The sequence below is a fragment of the Chryseobacterium sp. YR221 genome (genome assembly GCF_900176315.1).
GTDB classification, from domain to species: Bacteria; Bacteroidota; Bacteroidia; order Flavobacteriales; family Weeksellaceae; genus Chryseobacterium; species Chryseobacterium rhizosphaerae.
Genome location: NZ_FWXM01000001.1, coordinates 845,300 through 862,716, shown reverse-complemented (window position 1 = coordinate 862,716; position 17,417 = coordinate 845,300). Strand labels below are relative to the sequence as shown.

Here is a 17,417-nt window from a genome sequence, read left to right as displayed (position 1 = left end):
ATGAGTATATATTTTATCATCTCAGTTAAGTTTTAAGAGGATGTTGCAGGTAAACGATCAGAAGGTTAAGGAACAAAAAGGGAAGCTCAATGGCTACTCCTTTAAAATCTTTGTCCATAAGGTGAAAGCAGATAATCAGGAGGATACCCGCTGCCATCAGGAAATTTCCCCAAACAAATGTTCTGGGAAATAAAATCATCACTGAAGCCAGGATCGTAACAGCTCCATTGATCATGAGTGCTGTTCGGTTGAATCCCCATTTTCCGAACATCTCCATCATTTCAGGTTTTCCGGAAAACATAGCACTTCCCTGTTTGAATCCCATGAATACAGCTCCCAGGATAAGTATTGAACTAATAATCTTTAGAATCATAATGTGTATTTTATAAAATCAGCTGCTTTAAATAAAGCAGTATAACAAATATGCGTGAAAAGAATGGTTTTTGAATGGTGAATTTTTCGGAAGTTACAATTCATTTTTATTCTAATGGGAGTAAAAAGATAAAAGCCACAATTTTAAAAACTGTGGCTTCTACTACTAAGAACTATTTAATACTATTTTGTTTCCAGATAACCGTAATGTAATGAAGGCTCTTTCCCAAATAAACAGGAAAAAATATTCTGGAACTCATGGATATATTTGCATTTTATAGAATTGCCATATATTTTGAGTCCCTCCAGTATTTTCCTGGAACTCAGGTCTATATCGTATTTGATAAATGTTTCAGGTCTTTCATACCGTATTCTCTGATCTGAGCTGTATGTCCTTGAAAAACCGAGTTTTTCAAGCCACTCTTCCGTGATCTGAATAGGTTTAATGGAATCTGCCGGAACTGAAAAGCTCTGACTGTCATTTTCAATTTTAACAAAATAAGCTTGCTTCAAACTCTGAAAAATTTCAGTGATCGTATAAATCTGATTTTTGTACTCGACTAAATTTTTGATTTTAAGATCTGCTACGTTCATAATATTTTGGTTTTTAAAGGTGGTACTGGTAATATATAATTGAGCAAATATTATGCCTCGCATCATATTGTCAGCCAGTGTTTTAATGAAGATTGTGTTAAATATCACACCTAAAAGATTAATGAATTGTTAAAATGTCGATAGACACTATCTTTAGAGCACTTTTAATTCGATAGAAATATGGTATCTATGTGGTACTATGGGAAGAGGTATTGGCAGTAGCCAGTAAAAGAGCCAATATAATGGCAATGATAAGAACGGAGATAAATACATTCCAGGAAAATGAATGCAGGAGGTATCCGGTACCACTTCCCAGAATACTGGAGCCAAAATAATAAAATAACCAGTAAATAGAGGTGGCCGAGGACTTTCCGTGTTTAGCATGAAGTGCTGTCATCTGGCTGGCCATAGTATGGGCAGCAAAAAAGGAGAGTGTAAATACTCCAAGTCCAAAGATGACCACATAAATATTTTCTGACAGCAGCAAGCCAATTCCGCAGAGCATCAGAAGAATGAAGCTTTTCAGGATGTTATTTTTGGAAAACCTTTTGGAAAGCTTTCCTGTAATCATGGTACCAAAGACTCCGAAAGTATACATCAGAAATATAAAGGCAATGATAAAATGGCTTAATGAAAAGGGGTTTGCTTCTAATCTGAAAGTAAGATAATTATAAACACTCACAAAAACACCCATCAGTAAAGCTGCAATGAAGTACAGTCTGAGCATATAGGAGTTCATGAGAAATCCTTTCATCTGCTTTACCTTTTGATGATAATCTGTTTTCTGAGGATTGAAAAATTTTGACTCGGGAAATAGTTTCCAGAAAATAAGACCCAGGATCAGACTTTCCACTCCAATGATGAGAACGGCATTGCGCCATCCGAATTCTCCGGCTGCAATGGTTGCCAATATTCTTCCACTCATCCCTCCAATAGTGTTGCCACTTAAATACATACTGATGGCAGCGGGTACTGCAGCGAGATAAACCTCTTCAGTAAGGTAGGCTAGGGCGACAGCAGAAACACCGGAAACCACAAATCCTTTCAGCACTCCAATTCCAATAAGAAGGCTGAGACTGGGAATCCAGGTTGAGATAATAGTTAATAATGCTGATGAAATCAAAGAAAATACCATCAGTCGTTTTCTGGAATAACTGTCTGCCTTAAAAGCAAAAAACAATAATCCCAACGCCATTCCTATGGTAGATGAAGAAACGAGCAGAGAAGTATCACCAACGGTTACATTGAACTGCTCTGCAGCCATCGGGAGCATGGGCTGAAAAAGATAGAGCTGTGCAAATACAGAAAGCCCTGAAAAGAAAATACAAAGTTTTATATATCGGAAACGGCGGCTTCCCTGGTTTGCTTTTTCAGGTGAATTCATGATTTTTTGCAATTAAAATGCAGTTTTGATTATAGAAATTTTGGTTCTGCAAATTTCCTGATATTTTTCCAATCCTGAAAATGCTTATCTCAATGATTTTTATTGGTAAAACCAATTAATGCATCATCTCATATACCTTAATCAACTCTGCAATATTACTGACCTCCAGCTTCTGAAATATCCTTTTCTTGTACGTACTTACAGTAGACATCTGAATACTGAGTTTATTGGAAATTTCCAGGTTTCCGTATCCGTCAGCTAACAGTTTAAAGATCTCATATTCCCTTGAAGAAAGCTTTTCTACAGGGTTGTCTCTCTTATTCTGAATGATCAGACCGATAAGTTCTGCAGGATAAAAATAGCCTTTTTCAATCACTGTTTTCACTGCATTTTTAATTTCTTCCTCACTGCTTTGTTTGTTCAGGTAGCCTTCAGCACCTTCCCTGATATACTGGATGGCCACATCCTGATCATATCCTGAAAACACAAGAATCTTTAGATCTTTCTGTATGTTTTTAAGTTCAGAGATCATTTTTTTATATTGAGTTCCGGGCATATCAATATCCAGAATCAGAAGATGATAATATTGAGACATCAATGCTTCTTTTACCTGTTCATAATTTTCAGCAAAGTCTATTTTCAGTTCAGGATAGGCAGATTCAAGAACAAGTGCTGTTCCTGCTCTTACCACATAATGATCATCAGCAATTAAAATTCGTTCATTCATATAATTAGTTTTTTTTGAGGGTAATTTCTACAATGGTTCCTTTCGGGAAATTTTGGCTGAAACTGATCTCAGCATTAATCTTTTTAACCAGATGGATGACCATATGCAGACCCAGTCCTTTACCTTTAAAGCTGGGTGTTTTCCATTTAGGATTTTTGAACAAATTCATATAAATGGCTATTTGTTCCGTAGACATTCCGGTTCCCGTATCATCTATTATGATAATGATTTTCTGGTCATCCTCTATAATATTAAGACTAATTTCTCCTTTAAATGTATTTTTTACGGCATTATCAATAACATTATGGATAATAGCCGAAAGAATACTTTCACTCACTCTGCTGTTTATATTAGTCTCTGTAGAATTAATAATAACAGTTTCTCTTTCCTTTGCGATTTCCCAGAATAATTTTTTCTTGATTTCTAAAATTCTGTTGACAGGATATTCCTGCTCTTCAAAAATGTTTTCGGCTTTATAAAGTTCTGTATATTCCTTTAAATTCAATGTAAACTGGTACAGCTGTTCAGAGGATTTGTAAATACTGTCAAAATATTTTTTCTGAAGTTCTACATCATCTGATTCATGAAGTTTTTGAGAAAGCATCGCAATAAACCTGATTGGAGTAGTGATGTCATGGCTAATGGTTTCCACCAGTTTTTTTTGATATTCTGTTTCTTTCTGTAAATCATTTTTTACCACTTCAAGCGTAAGGGAAGTTTCCTTAAGCTTGGAATTTTTGTTATGAACAATTCGCTTCAGGGCTTTGTTTTTTGTTCTTAGAAGATTGGTCATCAGCATGATAATAATGATAATTCCTGTAAGAAAAATAATGGAAAGCAATATCTTAAATAACAGCGTTTGGAAAAAATAAGGTTCAATCCTGAATTGAACAGCCTTTTCTTCATATTTTCCATCCGGAGAGGCAAGTATCCTCACCTTTAACGTATAATCTCCCGGGCTGAGGTTACTGATGGTATATTTTAAATCTTTTCCCAAAGCCACCGCTTCCCAGTCCGATTCTTCCTCTCCCGAGATTTTGGCCTCTATATAAAGGTTTTCAAAATTAGAGAAATAAGGAATATCTATGAAAATATCAGCTTTTTTGTAATCATTCTTTAGATCGAGTACAGTATTAAAATAGACTGTTTCAGCAGTGCCGATTTTTGCTCTTTCTATATAGATTTTTTTTGGATCCGGATAATAGGTCTGAACCTGAGCTGGGTTGAAAAATACAAAACCATCCATGGAAGGGAATATAAATTCCCCATTTTCCAAAGCATAAGCGTTAGGTTGTGAATTACCATTGAATTCATTAGAGGTAAAACCATCTTTTTTAGTGAAACGGTAATAGAATACGGGGCTTTTCCTGTTTTTGGCATACTGGATCAGTTGCTTTTTAGGAACTTTATACAGGCCGTTGTTCGAGGATATCCAATAAAACCCCTGTTGATCCTCAAGAATAGAATGGGCAGACTGCAAATAATTATTCCTGTCATTGGGCATTTTAACCAGTTTCCGGTCTTTAAAAAGGTAAAAGCCATTTTTGTTGGTCATAATCCAGATCAGATTATCCTTTGTTTTTACGATACTTTTTACAGAAATATTTTTGATTAAAGGACGAACTGTATTTTTATCCAACATCAGCGAATACAGCCCTTCATTATTGCCTACCAGAACCTGCCCCTCACGGTATTGGAAAAAAGCGGTGACAGGACTTTTAAAACTATAAATATAATCCGGCTTTGTAAATTGGTCCTTTTTAAAAATCTGAAGTTGGTATCGGGAAGAGCTTAATAGGGAAAGGGCATATAAATTTCCACTTTTCATAAAATCTTCAAAACCCTCTTTAATATAAGTGGAGTCTTTTTTCTTATACCCGGAATTTTTATAAAATCTTATGATACTCTTTCTCTTACGGATCAGAATATTACCCGAATTGTCGTACATCATAAGATAATTATCATTATTCCCGAACGCATACTTATGGACAATGCCATTTTTCCCAAACTCAGTTCCGTCCTCCGTTATAATCGTATTGTTACTGAAGGGTAATGAGGCATTGGATACATTATTTGCAAAATCAGCTTCCTTTCGGGCCACATACATGTTTGAAAGATGAAGGATATTAAGTCCGTTATTCAAAGTACCAAGATAAAGATTGTTGAAATTTTTACCGTAATACATAGAGTAGTAGGAATGGCTGCCTATTTCCTTATACTTTACCAGAAACTTCAGAGAAGGTCCGTTTGGACTTTCCTCTACAATATAAATATTATTCCTGTTGATGATAAATGACTGATTGGTAATCTGCTGCCAGTATATTTTAGTTTCAGGATCGTTAAAAAGACTTGGCTGGTCATAAACAGAAAGTTTTCCATGATGAATAGAATAGGTCTTTCTTGTCTGAAAATCATTAATGAAAAGAGTTTCATTAAGAACAAAAATACTGTTCAGGTCTTCATTGGTAAAAGGAAGTGATATTCTTGTTTCAATTCCCCTTTCATTTTTATAAATGATGGCATCTTTTTCCCTGAAAATATATTTTGAGTTTTTAAGCTGTATAAAATACTGAACGTCATTATAAAAATTAGAAGAAATGGTATTGTTCGCAATTCTTTGTACCAGCTGATTCCCTTTTGTAAAAGAAACTCTGTCACCAGGGGTGAGCTTACTGAGCCTGGGAAATCTGTTTTTAATGATGATCTTATTCTCCTGAAAATTAGTAAGCGTTGTAATGCTGTCCCGAACAGGATCACCGATAAACATCCCGAAATGCAGGTTGTCTATTTTAAAATTATTAAACGTGACAAAGGAAATGCCGTCATAGCGTACAAGCCCGTTTTCAGTAGATATCCAGATAAAACCGTATTTATCCTTGGCAATGGCCTTCGCACTGCTTTGTGGAAGTCCATTATCTATATTATACCATGTGGAAGTATAGCGCTGTCCGTAAATGTTTAAGTATAAGAAAGCAAAAAAAACTGCCCAAACCCTCATATGTGCAAAACTCATCTATGTTTCTTGCATATCAATGCAAAAATTTGTTAATATTAGTTTTTGTACAAGCCGAAGTTTTTTTTAAGATTGAGAATGATTGAAAATAATTTTTTGTCACTTAAGTTTTCTAGGTTTTGCGTTTTGTCGTTAAACAAATTTGTTTAACGGTGTAAAAATAGTGAAATTATACAGATAAACCATTATATTTCGATTTGTTTTAATCTGTATTTTTTTTATAACCATTGATAATTAAACATATAATGCTTGTTTTATTTCTAATGATGGTGAATAAATATTCTTTGAAATTGGGATTTATATTAATAATTTTAATCAAGAATGAGCTGAAATTATCCGATTTATTCCAGGCGATACTCGTTTTTACCCTGATAAATTGTTGATAGCTAATAATTTCAATGCTATTGAATCTCAAATAGGTGATTTTTTATATTAAATGTTTATTTTTTATATTATTTAAAAAATGAATTAATATTATTCTTTTATTTGGTTTCTTGTAGTAATAATTTTACAAAATATAGGATGTTAATTCTATAGATAAATTTTGCATCAGTGAAATAAGATATATATTTTTGCAAAACAATTCCCAAACATCGATGAAGAGAGGTTTTTTAATAAAATAATGATTCTGAAAACACAAACGGTTCAACCTCCAAAACAAAGGGTCTCTTTTAAGAGATCTTTTTTGCTTTTTTAGACTTTGCCCTCTTTTATTTTTAAAATTCTTTTACTAAAGACTGTATGACTGTTATTTTTTTTAATGGTTTGATGACAATTATTTATTATATTTAATTTTCTATTACCAAAAAAATATTAAACTATGGATCTATTTATGTTAGTGCCAATTTTTGGTGTCGTGGCTTTGCTTTATACATTTCTTCAGAGTAACTGGGTCAGTAAACAGAATGCCGGAAACGAAAAGATGAAAACAATCAGCGGATATATTGCTGATGGTGCGATGGCTTTCCTAAAGGCCGAGTACAAGATTTTAACCTATTTTGTTATTGTAGTAGCTATTTTACTTGCAGTGATGGGAACCACCAATTCCAATTCACACTGGAGTATAGGAATTGCTTTTGCAGTAGGAGCTGTATTTTCGGCTCTGGCAGGCTTTATAGGGATGAAGATCGCTACAAAAGCTAATGTAAGAACTGCTGAAGCAGCAAGAACCTCACTTTCTAAAGCCCTTAAAGTCTCTTTCACTGGAGGTTCCGTTATGGGAATGGGTGTTGCCGGGCTTGCAGTACTAGGATTAGGGTCGTTATTTCTAATCATTAGACAGATCTTTGCACCGGATGCCGCCGTAGATTCACATGAGATGGAAAGGACGATTGAGATTCTTACCGGTTTTTCTCTGGGTGCAGAATCTATTGCTCTTTTTGCAAGAGTGGGTGGGGGTATTTATACAAAAGCAGCAGATGTAGGGGCTGACCTTGTAGGAAAAGTAGAAGCAGGAATCCCGGAAGATGATCCGAGAAATCCTGCTACCATTGCAGATAATGTAGGTGATAATGTAGGAGATGTGGCGGGAATGGGTGCAGACCTTTTCGGTTCCTATGTAGCCACGGTCTTAGCGACAATGGTGTTAGGAAGAGAAACGATTTCTGACGATTCCTTTGGAGGCTTTGCTCCGATTCTGTTACCCATGCTTATTGCGGGAACAGGAATTATATTTTCAATGATAGGAACTTTATTTGTGAGAATTAATGACAATGAAGGATCATCAACATCGAGTGTACAGAACGCTTTAAATCTGGGGAACTGGGGGAGTATTGTGATTACAGCTATTTCTTCTTATTTCCTGGTTACCTATATTCTTCCCGAAAAAATGATCCTCAGGGGGCATGAATTTACTAAAATGGGAGTGTTTGGAGCCATAATGGTTGGTTTAGTTGTAGGAACCCTGATGAGTATCATTACAGAATATTATACGGCTATGGGTAAAAGACCTGTTTCCAGTATCGTAAGACAGTCTTCTACAGGCCATGCCACCAATATCATCGGTGGACTTTCTGTGGGGATGGAATCAACCCTGCTTCCTATTCTTGTGCTGGCAGGAGGAATTTACGGTTCTTATTTGTGCGCAGGATTGTATGGGGTGGCCATTGCAGCTGCTGGAATGATGGCTACTACTGCAATGCAGCTGGCTATTGATGCTTTCGGGCCTATTGCAGATAATGCAGGCGGTATTGCAGAAATGAGTGAACTTCCCAAAGAAGTTCGCGAGAAAACAGATATTTTGGATGCCGTAGGCAATACGACTGCAGCTACAGGAAAAGGATTTGCTATTGCTTCAGCTGCATTAACGGCTTTAGCCCTGTTTGCAGCCTTTGTAGGAATAGCCGGAATAGATGGGATTGATATCTACAGAGCTGATGTTTTAGCCGGATTATTTGTAGGAGGAATGATTCCTTTTATATTCTCTTCCCTTGCGATTACTGCCGTAGGACAAGCGGCGATGGCAATGGTAGAGGAGGTGAGAAGACAGTTTCGGGAAATTCCTGGAATTTTAGAAGGAAAAGCACAGCCGGAATATGAAAAATGTGTAGCTATTTCTACAGATGCCTCTATCAGGAAAATGATGCTTCCGGGAGCTATTGCTATTATTTCCCCATTATTGGTCGGATTTATTTTTGGTCCGGAAGTTTTAGGAGGATTTTTAGCCGGTGCTACCGTAAGTGGTGTTTTAATGGGCATGTTTCAGAATAACGCAGGGGGAGCCTGGGATAATGCTAAAAAATCATTCGAAAAAGGAGTGGAAATTAATGGGCAGACTTATTACAAGGGTTCTGAACCTCATAAAGCTTCCGTAACAGGAGATACCGTAGGAGATCCGTTTAAAGATACATCGGGGCCTTCAATGAATATCCTGATCAAATTAATGTCTATTGTTTCACTGGTCATTGCACCTACATTAGCGGTGTTGCATAAAGATAAAATTGAAGCCAATAGAAAAGCAAAGCTTGAAAGCTTAACCAGGGCGGATATAGATCACGGAGGCAGAAACGGAGTAGATTCAGTATATGTTTCAGCTCCTAAAGAAGTAAAAGGTCATCTTAATGAAAGCGGAGACTTTGTTTATGAAACTGGGGCTATTCAGAAGCTGAATTTAAAAGGAGGAAAAACCATTGCAGTAGGAGAAGGAAGCCAGATCTACCAGTTATATCAATCCATAAAAAAGAATGACCAGTCTATTGTAGATCCTAATAAATGGTATACTATAGAAAACCTTTATTTTGAAACCGGATCAAGTGATCTGAAAGCCGGCTATGAACTGCAACTGAACAATCTGGCGGAAATTTTAAATGCATATCCTGACCTTAAAATCAAGCTGGGCGGTTATACAGATAACAGTGGAAATGAAGAAACTAACCAACGGTTATCTAACCTGAGAGCACAGACTGCAAAACTGAAACTCTTGGAATTGGGAGTGCCTTCAGACAAGATAGAAGCTGAAGGATATGGTTCGCAGCATCCGATTTGTGAAGCGAATGATACCGATGAATGTAAAGCTAAAAACAGAAGAATTGATGTAAGAGTACTTGCTCTTTAAAATTCAATTGAATATAATTAAACACTGCTTCGGCAGTGTTTTTTTTTGCTTTATAAACGAGTCAGTTTTAACATATTGAATACGGAAATTGAGGTTGGGTTCTTAGAACATGATGAGCTGGGGTAAATTTGATCATAGCCAGTTTGCAGATCAATGAAATCATTTGTGTAAATCTGCACTTAATGGAGGATCAAAGGTTTTTTCTCAAATGTTCCAGAGCCTGTATAATCACATCATCTTTTTTTGCAAAACTGAACCTTATATAATCTGAGTTCTGTCTTGAATTGTAAAATGCAGAAAGGGGAAGACAGGCCACTTTCTTCTCAATGGTCAGCCATTTTGAAAAATCCACATCAGACATTGTGCTGGAGACATTTCTGAAGTTGACAACCTGGAAAACACTTCCTTCTGCTTTCTGTTCAACCTGTAATGGAGTATCCCTGATCATCTCGTTGAAAATATCCCTTTTTTTTTGCATCATGCTTTTATTGATATGGGGATCAAATACTTCGAGGTATTTTGCCAGCGCATATTGGGCAGGAGCGTTAGCACTGTAGGAAATATATTGCTGATGGGCTTGGAATAATGCCGTTAATTCCGCGGAACTAATCATATAGCTCACTTTCCATCCTGAGGTATGAAACATTTTACCAAAGGAAAAAATACAGAATGTTCTTTTTTTAAGTTCGGGATGAAGAAACGAACTGTAATGTTCGGCATCATCATAGCAGTATGTATCATAAATTTCCTCTGAAATTAAATAGATTTCCCTGTCCTTTATCAGCGCATATAATTGATTCCAGTCTTCCTTTTTCCATATTTTTCCAGTAGGATTTTGAGGTGAATTGACAATGATAGCCTTCGTTTTTTCTGAAATGCAGTTTTGAAACTTTTCCCAGTTTACAGTGAAATCATTATCAAGATCATAATAAACAGGAACTCCTCCGTTCATCACTACAGAAGGACCATACGTATAATAGGACGGTTGAATAATAATGACTTCATCTCCCTGGTTCAAAGTAGATTTTAGGGCGGTATATAAAGCAAAGGTTGCACATGGTACAATGGTAATTTCTTCTGTTCTCAGTGGGATAGGGTTTTCCCGTCTGGTATTATATGCAACGATGTTTTCAATGAGTAGCGGATTGCCTGCAAGAGGCTCATATTGATGATGATCAAGGCCTGCAGATTCTTTTAAAAAGGTTTTCAGCCTTTCATCAATATCGAAATCAGGAAGCCCTAAAGAAAGATCAAAGCTTCCATGCTTTGTGGCAAGTTCAGACATTTCCGTAAAAAAGGAGTAATGAGTGAATCCGTAAATTTTATCCATCAACTTTGCATTTATATCAAATATAATGAAAATAACATTTCATCGTGATTAAATAAAAATTGTTATTTTTAAGAAAATTATTCTTTATGAAAAAACTCCTTATTCCGTTACTGGCCATTGTTGTACAGACTGGCTGTAAAACGGCAAATACTTCTAATGAAACACCTACTGCTACTTTTAAGCATGATAAAGCCTTTTCGGCTGCTTATAAGATGATTAATGCAGAGGACTTAAAGAAAAACTTATATGTAATTGCTGCTGATGGAATGGAGGGTAGAGATACAGGGAGTCCCGGGCAGAAAAGAGCGGGAGAGTACATCGTAAACTATTATAAAAACCTGGGTATTTCCCATCCGAAAGTACTCAATTCATTTTTCCAGAAGGTTCCGGCAGATTTTATGAAGAAAAGAGGTGGAGGAAACCTTCCCGATTCTGAAAATATTTTGGCTTTTATAGAAGGAAGTGAAAAACCGGAAGAAATTGTTGTGGTTTCTGCTCACTATGACCACGTTGGGACAAAAAACGGTGTTGTGTATAATGGTGCTGATGATGATGGAAGCGGTACTGTTGCAGTGATGGAGATTGCAAAAGCTTTCCAGGCAGCTAAAAAGGCGGGTAAAGGTCCTAAAAGATCCGTTTTATTCCTTCATGTCACAGGAGAAGAACACGGACTGTTTGGTTCCGAATACTATTCCCAAAACCCTGTATTCCCATTGGCAAATACCGTAGTAGATCTTAATATCGATATGATAGGACGAGATGATCCTGCCAACAGAGGAAAACAATATGTGTACGTGATTGGTTCTGAAATGCTGAGCTCTCAGCTTAAGGTGATCAATGAAGCGGCCAATAAGAGAACCAATAATCTGGAACTGAACTATAAGTATGATGATTTAAATGATCCTGAACAGTTATATTACCGTTCTGATCACTATAATTTTGCCAAGCATAATATTCCGGTGGCATTTTTCTTTGACGGAATCCATGAAGACTATCATAAGCCGACCGATGATCCTGAAAAGATTGATTACCCACTGTTAGAAAAACGTACCCAGTTGATTTTTACTACTGCCTGGGACATTGCGAACAGAGCAGAAAGAATTGTAGTGGATAAAAAATAACAGATAAGACAGATGATAAAGGCACAGGTATACAAAACGCTTTGTGCCTTTATATATAACCATCAATACAAATAAAATTCATCGAATGAATATGATCATCCGTGAAGCAATTTTAGAAGATATTCCACAAATCCAGACCGTAAGAAATTCTGTGAAAGAGAATACATTGTCAGATCCCGGTTTGGTTACAGACAGAGATTGTGAAGAATTTCTTTTTGAAAGAGGAAAAGGCTGGGTCGCTGAAGAAAATGGAAGAATTACAGGCTTTTCGATTGTTGACCTTAAAGAACATAATATCTGGGCTCTGTTTGTACATCCCGATTTTGAAAATAAAGGCATCGGAAGAAAGCTCCATGATATAATGCTTGACTGGTATTTCACACAGAAAAAAGATGCCGTCTGGCTGGGAACTTCTCCTGAGACAAGAGCTGAAACATTTTACAGAAAATCAGGTTGGAAAGAAGTCGGAACCCATGGAAAAGGAGAGGTTAAATTTGAAATGAGCTTTCAGAACTGGAAAAATTTAAAATAATGACATCACAACTAAAATCAATCCGACCTTTTATCGGAGCTAAAGATTTTGAAGTAAGCCGTAATTTTTACAGAGATTTGGGATTTGAGGAAGTGGTTCTTGAGCCTAAACTGTCTTTGTTTAGCTTACAGGGGACTTGTTTTTATCTTCAGGATTATTATGCTAAAGAATGGATTGAAAATACAATGATTTTTGTGGAAGTGGCCAATCCGGATGAGTTCTGGAAAGAACTTTTAACACTAAATCTTATGGAGAAATATGAAAATATACAGCTTACTCCTGTAAGAACCATGGAATGGGGGAAAGAATGCTTCGTCCATGACCCCTCGGGGATTTTATGGCATTTTGGTGAATTTATTAACGATACAAAGAAATGATTTACGCTTTTGATACCTATTATTATGAGGATTATGCCAATACCGTGTGTATTGCTTTTGAAAAATGGGATTCTGAAAAGGAGGTAGAAATTTATACCGAACAAACCCCTATTACCTCAGAATATGAGAGCGGTGCCTTTTATAAAAGAGAATTGCCGTGCATTCTGAGTTTGCTAAATAAAATCGCATTAAAAAATGGGGATATCATTATTGTTGATGGATATGTTACCCTTGATAATAATGGTAAACTGGGACTGGGAGGATATCTTTATGATGCCTTGGATCAAAAATATCCTATCATCGGAATTGCAAAAAATGAATTTACAACCCCTGATTCTCAAAGAAGGAGTATCTACAGAGGTGAAAGTAAAACAGCACTTTTCCTCACTGCAAAAGGTATGGCCGTGGATGAAGTACAACCTGAAGTGGAACAGATGCACGGGCCTTTCAGAATACCCACTTTATTGAAGAAACTGGACCAACTGAGCCGTTTATAAAAAGCCTTCCCATAATAGAATGGGAATTTTTTTTCATATAATAAAATACCGATTGGTATATTTTGTATATTTGACAAAGTGCTTTTTAAGAATGAGCACTTTAGAAAGATAAAAATTTTTTAACTCAAAATATACTGATCGGTATATTTTTAAGACTATAGCATATGAAAGATGTATTTATTATGGCTGCAAAACGAACTCCCGTTGGTGGATTTATGGGAAGTTTATCCGCATTTACAGCCCCACAGTTAGGAGCAATTGCCATACAGGATGCGTATGAAAGTATATCACTTGCTCCTGAGCATATAGACAGTGTATATATGGGAAATGTATTAAGTGCAGGGGTAGGACAGTCTCCGGCAAGGCAGTCAGCTGTTTTTTCTAAAATTCCGGTAGATAAAGATGCTACAACAATCAATAAAGTCTGTGCTTCCGGAATGAAAGCTGCCATGATCGGGGCTCAGCAGATCCAGCTTGGATTGGAGAATATCGTCATAACAGGTGGAATGGAAAGCATGAGTAATGTCCCTCATTATATGTCTGCGCGTCAGGGGAAAAAACTGGGTGATGCCCTACTTACAGACGGACTGATTAAAGATGGATTATGGGATGTTTACAATGATTTTCATATGGGAAGTGCTGCTGAACTTGGGGTGAAAAAATATGGCCATACCAGACAGCAGCTGGACGATTATGCCCTGTTATCCTATAAGAGAGCACAGGAAGCTTCGGAAAAAGGGAAGTTTAAGAATGAACTGATTGAAATATCAGTGCCAGGAAAAAAAGAGACAATGAAGGTGGATAAAGACGAAGATATTGACAAACTTATTCCTGAGAAGATTTCATTGCTGAAACCTGCTTTTGAAAAAGACGGCCTGTTGACCGCTGCCAATTCCAGCAATCTGAATGATGGTGCTGCCGCTATTTTGTTAGGTTCTTCGGAAGCCCTGAAAATTCATGGAATAAGTCCACTGGCCAAAATTATAGCATATGCTGATGCCGCACAATCTCCGGAATGGTTTACCACTTCTCCTTCCATTGCAGTTCATAAAGTACTGAAACAGTCAGGGCTCAGTCTTTCTGATATAGATTATCTGGAAATCAATGAAGCCTATTCATCTGTTATTTTATCTAACCAGCAGATTTTAGGGTATGACCTGGACAGGGTAAATGTATATGGAGGAGCTGTTGCATTAGGTCACCCGATAGGTGCTTCGGGAGCAAGGATTATTGCAACTCTGGTCAATGTATTATGCCAGGAAGGAGGAAGGTATGGTATTGCTGCTATCTGTAATGGCGGCGGGGGAGCTTCAGCTATTCTTATTGAAAATATGAGTTAAAAAAATAAATTTACAGAAGATAATAATGTAAATTGTGTAACAAAATATAAGGGTATGATGGAGGAGGAGATCCCCGGTTTGTATGGCCATATAAAAAAGTATTGGAAGATGATTCCGACACATCATACAAGGGCTTATTCTGTTGATAAAGGAATTGCTGACATAAAAACAGTTAAAACATTAACAATCAGTAAGTTCTCGCAAAACTGGAAACAGATTTTTGACTGTCCGGAGTTGGAAGAGCTGCATCTTGACCAGCCCAGTCATGAACAGGTTCAGGCTGTCAGTAACTTCATACAGCTTAAAAGACTGAGAATAAAAGAATATCGGGCGAAGGACCTTGCATTCATCAAAAATCTGGTTCATCTGGAGGAAGTGGCTCTTGAATATGTTTCAGGGTTTTCTGATCTTTCTCCATTACAGTATCTTCCGAATCTAAGCTCCCTCCATCTCGAAAACCTCAGGAAAATTTCTGATTTTGGAGGACTAAAAGGAATTAAAGGGCTAAAGTATTTGCTTATCGACGGAACATTAGACTGGAAGCAGCCTATAGATAACTTTAGTTTCCTGGAGGAACTTCCTGATCTTGAAATCCTGAGTCTTATGTTTGTCATAAGCAGGGCTGCATTTCCGGCTTTTCTTCCAGCTTTACAGCTTAAAAATATACTTGAAATAAGAATTCCTGCCGGTATTGTAACCACCGAGGAATATGCATTCTTAGACGCTGCATTACCCCATGTAAAAAAAGGATATCAAAATGAAGCTTCCTGGCCGTTGTACTCAATGAGAGCAGTGGGAGAGCAGGAATATGCAATCTTACTCGGAAAAGGAGAAGGAAAAGTGAAACTTAACCGGTCTGATGCAAAAGATGCTATAGAAGACTATCAAAAGAAGTATGAATTGTACAGACAAAAATCACTGGAGATTATCAAAAATTACTACAAAATGCAGTAGATCGGTTGAAAAATATGGGATGAAGGGTAAAATCTGAATTTTCATTTACAAAGATAAATTTCCATTTCTTCAAAGTAAGTGTTTGGTTGTTATTCAATTAATCAATTAATTTTTAAGTTTAAAGAGTTGATTTTCTCTCAAATATTGATAAACTGACAAATGTCATTACGTTCTTATTTTTATTGATTCTAAATAAATATAAATTTGTCTCATTCAAAATTAAGAATTCAATGAAAAAAATAACTACTCTTTCTGCTGTCATTCTCTGTTCATTGATGGAGGCACAATATTGTACTCCTTCATTTCAGTACGGGGCAGACAGCAACATGATTACCCATGTTAATTTTGGAAGTATTAATAATACCTCTCCGTTTCAATCGGGATCAACACCTACTTATGAAGATTTTACATCCATGTCTACCGATCTTCAGGCAGGGAATAGCTATCCTATAGCTATAAAAGGTCCTTCGGGAACATTTCCCAGTGATGTAGTTGTTTTTATTGATTTCAATAACAATGGAAGCTTTAATGATGCAGGGGAAAGTTTTTATATCGGAAGATTAACAGAAGCTACACCTTTCAATGCTTTAACTATCAACGGAACCATTACAGTTCCTGCGAATTCTGCAAACGGTACTACTAGAATGAGAGTGCTTAAAAACAGCAGTGTAGCAGCTTATTCGGATCCTAATGCTGCAAGCTCGATCAGTACGGCTTGTGATGCCGGCTTAAGATCCGGGCAGGCAGAAGATTATACCGTTGTTATTTCAGGGAATAATGTCGTATTCCCGTCCCCTTATTGTGGTACTGAAAATGTGACCACTTCTACAGTGAGCGAAATAAGTAAAGTGGAATTTGCAGGAATCACCAATTCCAGCCCTATTGACGGAAATTCTTCGCTTTTGGAAAATTTCACAGGCACCGTTTTTAGTGTTAACCGTGGAGAGACTTATCCCATAACGGTTACAGGAGGTACTCACGGGCAGATTACCGTGTCAGCCTATGCGTATATCGACTTTAATCATAACAATACCTTTGATACTGATGAAAAGTTTAACCTGGGATATTTAGATAATTCCAGCCCTGTTTCTAATACAGAATCTGGTGTTACCTCAGAAAATATTACGATTCCGACTACAGCATTATTAGGAGCTACACGCTTCAGATTGGTAAAAGCTTATGAATCCAGCTCGTCGATGGGTACATTGGAAAATTTACCATGTCCTTCAGGTTGGTTTATAGGACAGGCAGAAGACTATACCATTGATATACAGCCCGCCAATCTTTCCACGAAAGAGACAATGGCAGACTCTTCTGTGAAAATATATCCTAACCCTACAACAGGTTCAGTGATTGTAAAAGCAGCAAAGGGACTTGAAAAATACGAAGTTTATAATGTCTCAGGACAAAAACTTACGGAAGGCAATACTGCCAGTATCAACTTAGATAGCTTTGTACCAGGGATTTATTTTATTAAAATCCAGACTAAAGATAAGAAAGTAATCACTGAAAAGATGATTAAAAAATAAACACATATCTAATCATATCCATATCAATTTTTGTTTTTTGACCGGCAGATTCTTCTGTCGGTTTTGTTTTTTTTGAAGGAATGAGTAAGGAAAA

The 17,417-nt window shown here is 36.7% G+C and carries 14 protein-coding genes; 8 read left to right on the top strand and 6 right to left on the bottom strand.

Annotated elements, in window-relative coordinates:
- Positions 1-25 precede the first annotated feature (25 nt).
- The 5 genes from B8967_RS03915 to B8967_RS03895 all read right to left on the bottom strand — a co-directional run bounded on the left by B8967_RS03915 (position 26) and on the right by B8967_RS03895 (position 6,090).
- Positions 26-373: a DoxX family protein gene (locus B8967_RS03915; RefSeq protein ID WP_047496164.1), complete on the bottom strand. Its 348-nt coding sequence runs from the start codon at positions 371-373 to the stop codon at positions 26-28.
- Positions 374-555: 182 nt separating this feature from the next.
- Positions 556-966: a hypothetical protein gene (locus B8967_RS03910; protein ID WP_047496339.1), complete on the bottom strand. Its 411-nt coding sequence runs from the start codon at positions 964-966 to the stop codon at positions 556-558.
- A gap of 187 nt (positions 967-1,153) precedes the next feature.
- Complete coding sequence (locus B8967_RS03905) at positions 1,154-2,350, bottom strand: MFS transporter (protein ID WP_084084534.1); 1,197 nt, start codon at positions 2,348-2,350, stop codon at positions 1,154-1,156.
- A gap of 115 nt (positions 2,351-2,465) precedes the next feature.
- Positions 2,466-3,077 carry a response regulator gene (locus tag B8967_RS03900; RefSeq protein WP_047496159.1) on the bottom strand — a complete coding sequence of 204 codons (612 nt, stop codon included), beginning with the start codon at positions 3,075-3,077 and terminating at the stop codon, positions 2,466-2,468.
- Positions 3,078-3,081: 4 nt separating this feature from the next.
- Positions 3,082-6,090, bottom strand: coding sequence for a sensor histidine kinase (locus B8967_RS03895; protein WP_084084532.1), 3,009 nt, complete (start codon positions 6,088-6,090; stop codon positions 3,082-3,084).
- 820 nt (positions 6,091-6,910) lie between these two features.
- Here B8967_RS03895 and B8967_RS03890 point away from each other — a divergent pair.
- Positions 6,911-9,643, top strand: a complete 2,733-nt coding sequence (locus tag B8967_RS03890) for a sodium-translocating pyrophosphatase (protein ID WP_047496153.1) — start codon at positions 6,911-6,913, stop codon at positions 9,641-9,643.
- A 190-nt stretch (positions 9,644-9,833) separates the two neighbouring features.
- Here B8967_RS03890 and B8967_RS03885 read toward each other — a convergent pair whose 3' ends face one another.
- Positions 9,834-10,973: an aminotransferase class I/II-fold pyridoxal phosphate-dependent enzyme gene (locus B8967_RS03885; RefSeq protein WP_084084530.1), complete on the bottom strand. Its 1,140-nt coding sequence runs from the start codon at positions 10,971-10,973 to the stop codon at positions 9,834-9,836.
- An 86-nt stretch (positions 10,974-11,059) separates the two neighbouring features.
- Here B8967_RS03885 and B8967_RS03880 point away from each other — a divergent pair, with 86 nt between their 5' ends.
- The 7 genes from B8967_RS03880 (at position 11,060) to B8967_RS03850 (ending at position 17,323) form a co-directional block, all read left to right on the top strand.
- On the top strand, positions 11,060-12,094 hold the full coding sequence (locus B8967_RS03880; protein ID WP_047496147.1) for a M28 family peptidase: 1,035 nt from the start codon (positions 11,060-11,062) through the stop codon (positions 12,092-12,094).
- An 85-nt stretch (positions 12,095-12,179) separates the two neighbouring features.
- Positions 12,180-12,626, top strand: coding sequence for a GNAT family N-acetyltransferase (locus B8967_RS03875; RefSeq protein ID WP_228406012.1), 447 nt, complete (start codon positions 12,180-12,182; stop codon positions 12,624-12,626).
- The gene (locus tag B8967_RS03870; RefSeq protein WP_084084528.1) at positions 12,626-13,003 is read left to right on the top strand and encodes a VOC family protein; all 378 of its coding nucleotides are present in this window, start codon (positions 12,626-12,628) and stop codon (positions 13,001-13,003) included. Before B8967_RS03875 ends, B8967_RS03870 begins: the two co-directional genes overlap by 1 nt.
- Complete coding sequence (locus B8967_RS03865; protein ID WP_084084526.1) at positions 13,000-13,500, top strand: endonuclease V; 501 nt, start codon at positions 13,000-13,002, stop codon at positions 13,498-13,500. Before B8967_RS03870 ends, B8967_RS03865 begins: the two co-directional genes overlap by 4 nt.
- Before the next feature lie 164 nt (positions 13,501-13,664).
- Complete coding sequence (locus tag B8967_RS03860) at positions 13,665-14,840, top strand: acetyl-CoA C-acyltransferase (RefSeq protein ID WP_084084524.1); 1,176 nt, start codon at positions 13,665-13,667, stop codon at positions 14,838-14,840.
- 108 nt (positions 14,841-14,948) lie between these two features.
- Positions 14,949-15,794 carry a leucine-rich repeat domain-containing protein gene (locus B8967_RS03855; protein ID WP_143330459.1) on the top strand — a complete coding sequence of 282 codons (846 nt, stop codon included), beginning with the start codon at positions 14,949-14,951 and terminating at the stop codon, positions 15,792-15,794.
- A gap of 230 nt (positions 15,795-16,024) precedes the next feature.
- Positions 16,025-17,323: a T9SS type A sorting domain-containing protein gene (locus B8967_RS03850; RefSeq protein ID WP_084084522.1), complete on the top strand. Its 1,299-nt coding sequence runs from the start codon at positions 16,025-16,027 to the stop codon at positions 17,321-17,323.
- Positions 17,324-17,417: the final 94 nt, after the last annotated feature.

What these genes read in the sequence shown, in the direction of transcription:
- B8967_RS03860 (WP_084084524.1), top strand. Translation starts at nt 13,665, where the DNA reads ATGAAAGATGTATTTATTATGGCTGCAAAACGAACTCCCGTTGGTGGA.
- B8967_RS03865 (WP_084084526.1), top strand. Translation starts at nt 13,000, where the DNA reads ATGATTTACGCTTTTGATACCTATTATTATGAGGATTATGCCAATACC.
- B8967_RS03895 (WP_084084532.1), bottom strand. Translation starts at nt 6,090, where the DNA reads ATGAGTTTTGCACATATGAGGGTTTGGGCAGTTTTTTTTGCTTTCTTA.
- B8967_RS03900 (WP_047496159.1), bottom strand. Translation starts at nt 3,077, where the DNA reads ATGAATGAACGAATTTTAATTGCTGATGATCATTATGTGGTAAGAGCA.
- B8967_RS03850 (WP_084084522.1), top strand. Translation starts at nt 16,025, where the DNA reads ATGAAAAAAATAACTACTCTTTCTGCTGTCATTCTCTGTTCATTGATG.
- B8967_RS03880 (WP_047496147.1), top strand. Translation starts at nt 11,060, where the DNA reads ATGAAAAAACTCCTTATTCCGTTACTGGCCATTGTTGTACAGACTGGC.
- B8967_RS03875 (WP_228406012.1), top strand. Translation starts at nt 12,180, where the DNA reads ATGAATATGATCATCCGTGAAGCAATTTTAGAAGATATTCCACAAATC.
- B8967_RS03910 (WP_047496339.1), bottom strand. Translation starts at nt 966, where the DNA reads ATGAACGTAGCAGATCTTAAAATCAAAAATTTAGTCGAGTACAAAAAT.
- B8967_RS03890 (WP_047496153.1), top strand. Translation starts at nt 6,911, where the DNA reads ATGGATCTATTTATGTTAGTGCCAATTTTTGGTGTCGTGGCTTTGCTT.
- B8967_RS03870 (WP_084084528.1), top strand. Translation starts at nt 12,626, where the DNA reads ATGACATCACAACTAAAATCAATCCGACCTTTTATCGGAGCTAAAGAT.
- B8967_RS03885 (WP_084084530.1), bottom strand. Translation starts at nt 10,973, where the DNA reads ATGGATAAAATTTACGGATTCACTCATTACTCCTTTTTTACGGAAATG.
- B8967_RS03915 (WP_047496164.1), bottom strand. Translation starts at nt 373, where the DNA reads ATGATTCTAAAGATTATTAGTTCAATACTTATCCTGGGAGCTGTATTC.
- B8967_RS03855 (WP_143330459.1), top strand. Translation starts at nt 14,949, where the DNA reads ATGATTCCGACACATCATACAAGGGCTTATTCTGTTGATAAAGGAATT.
- B8967_RS03905 (WP_084084534.1), bottom strand. Translation starts at nt 2,350, where the DNA reads ATGAATTCACCTGAAAAAGCAAACCAGGGAAGCCGCCGTTTCCGATAT.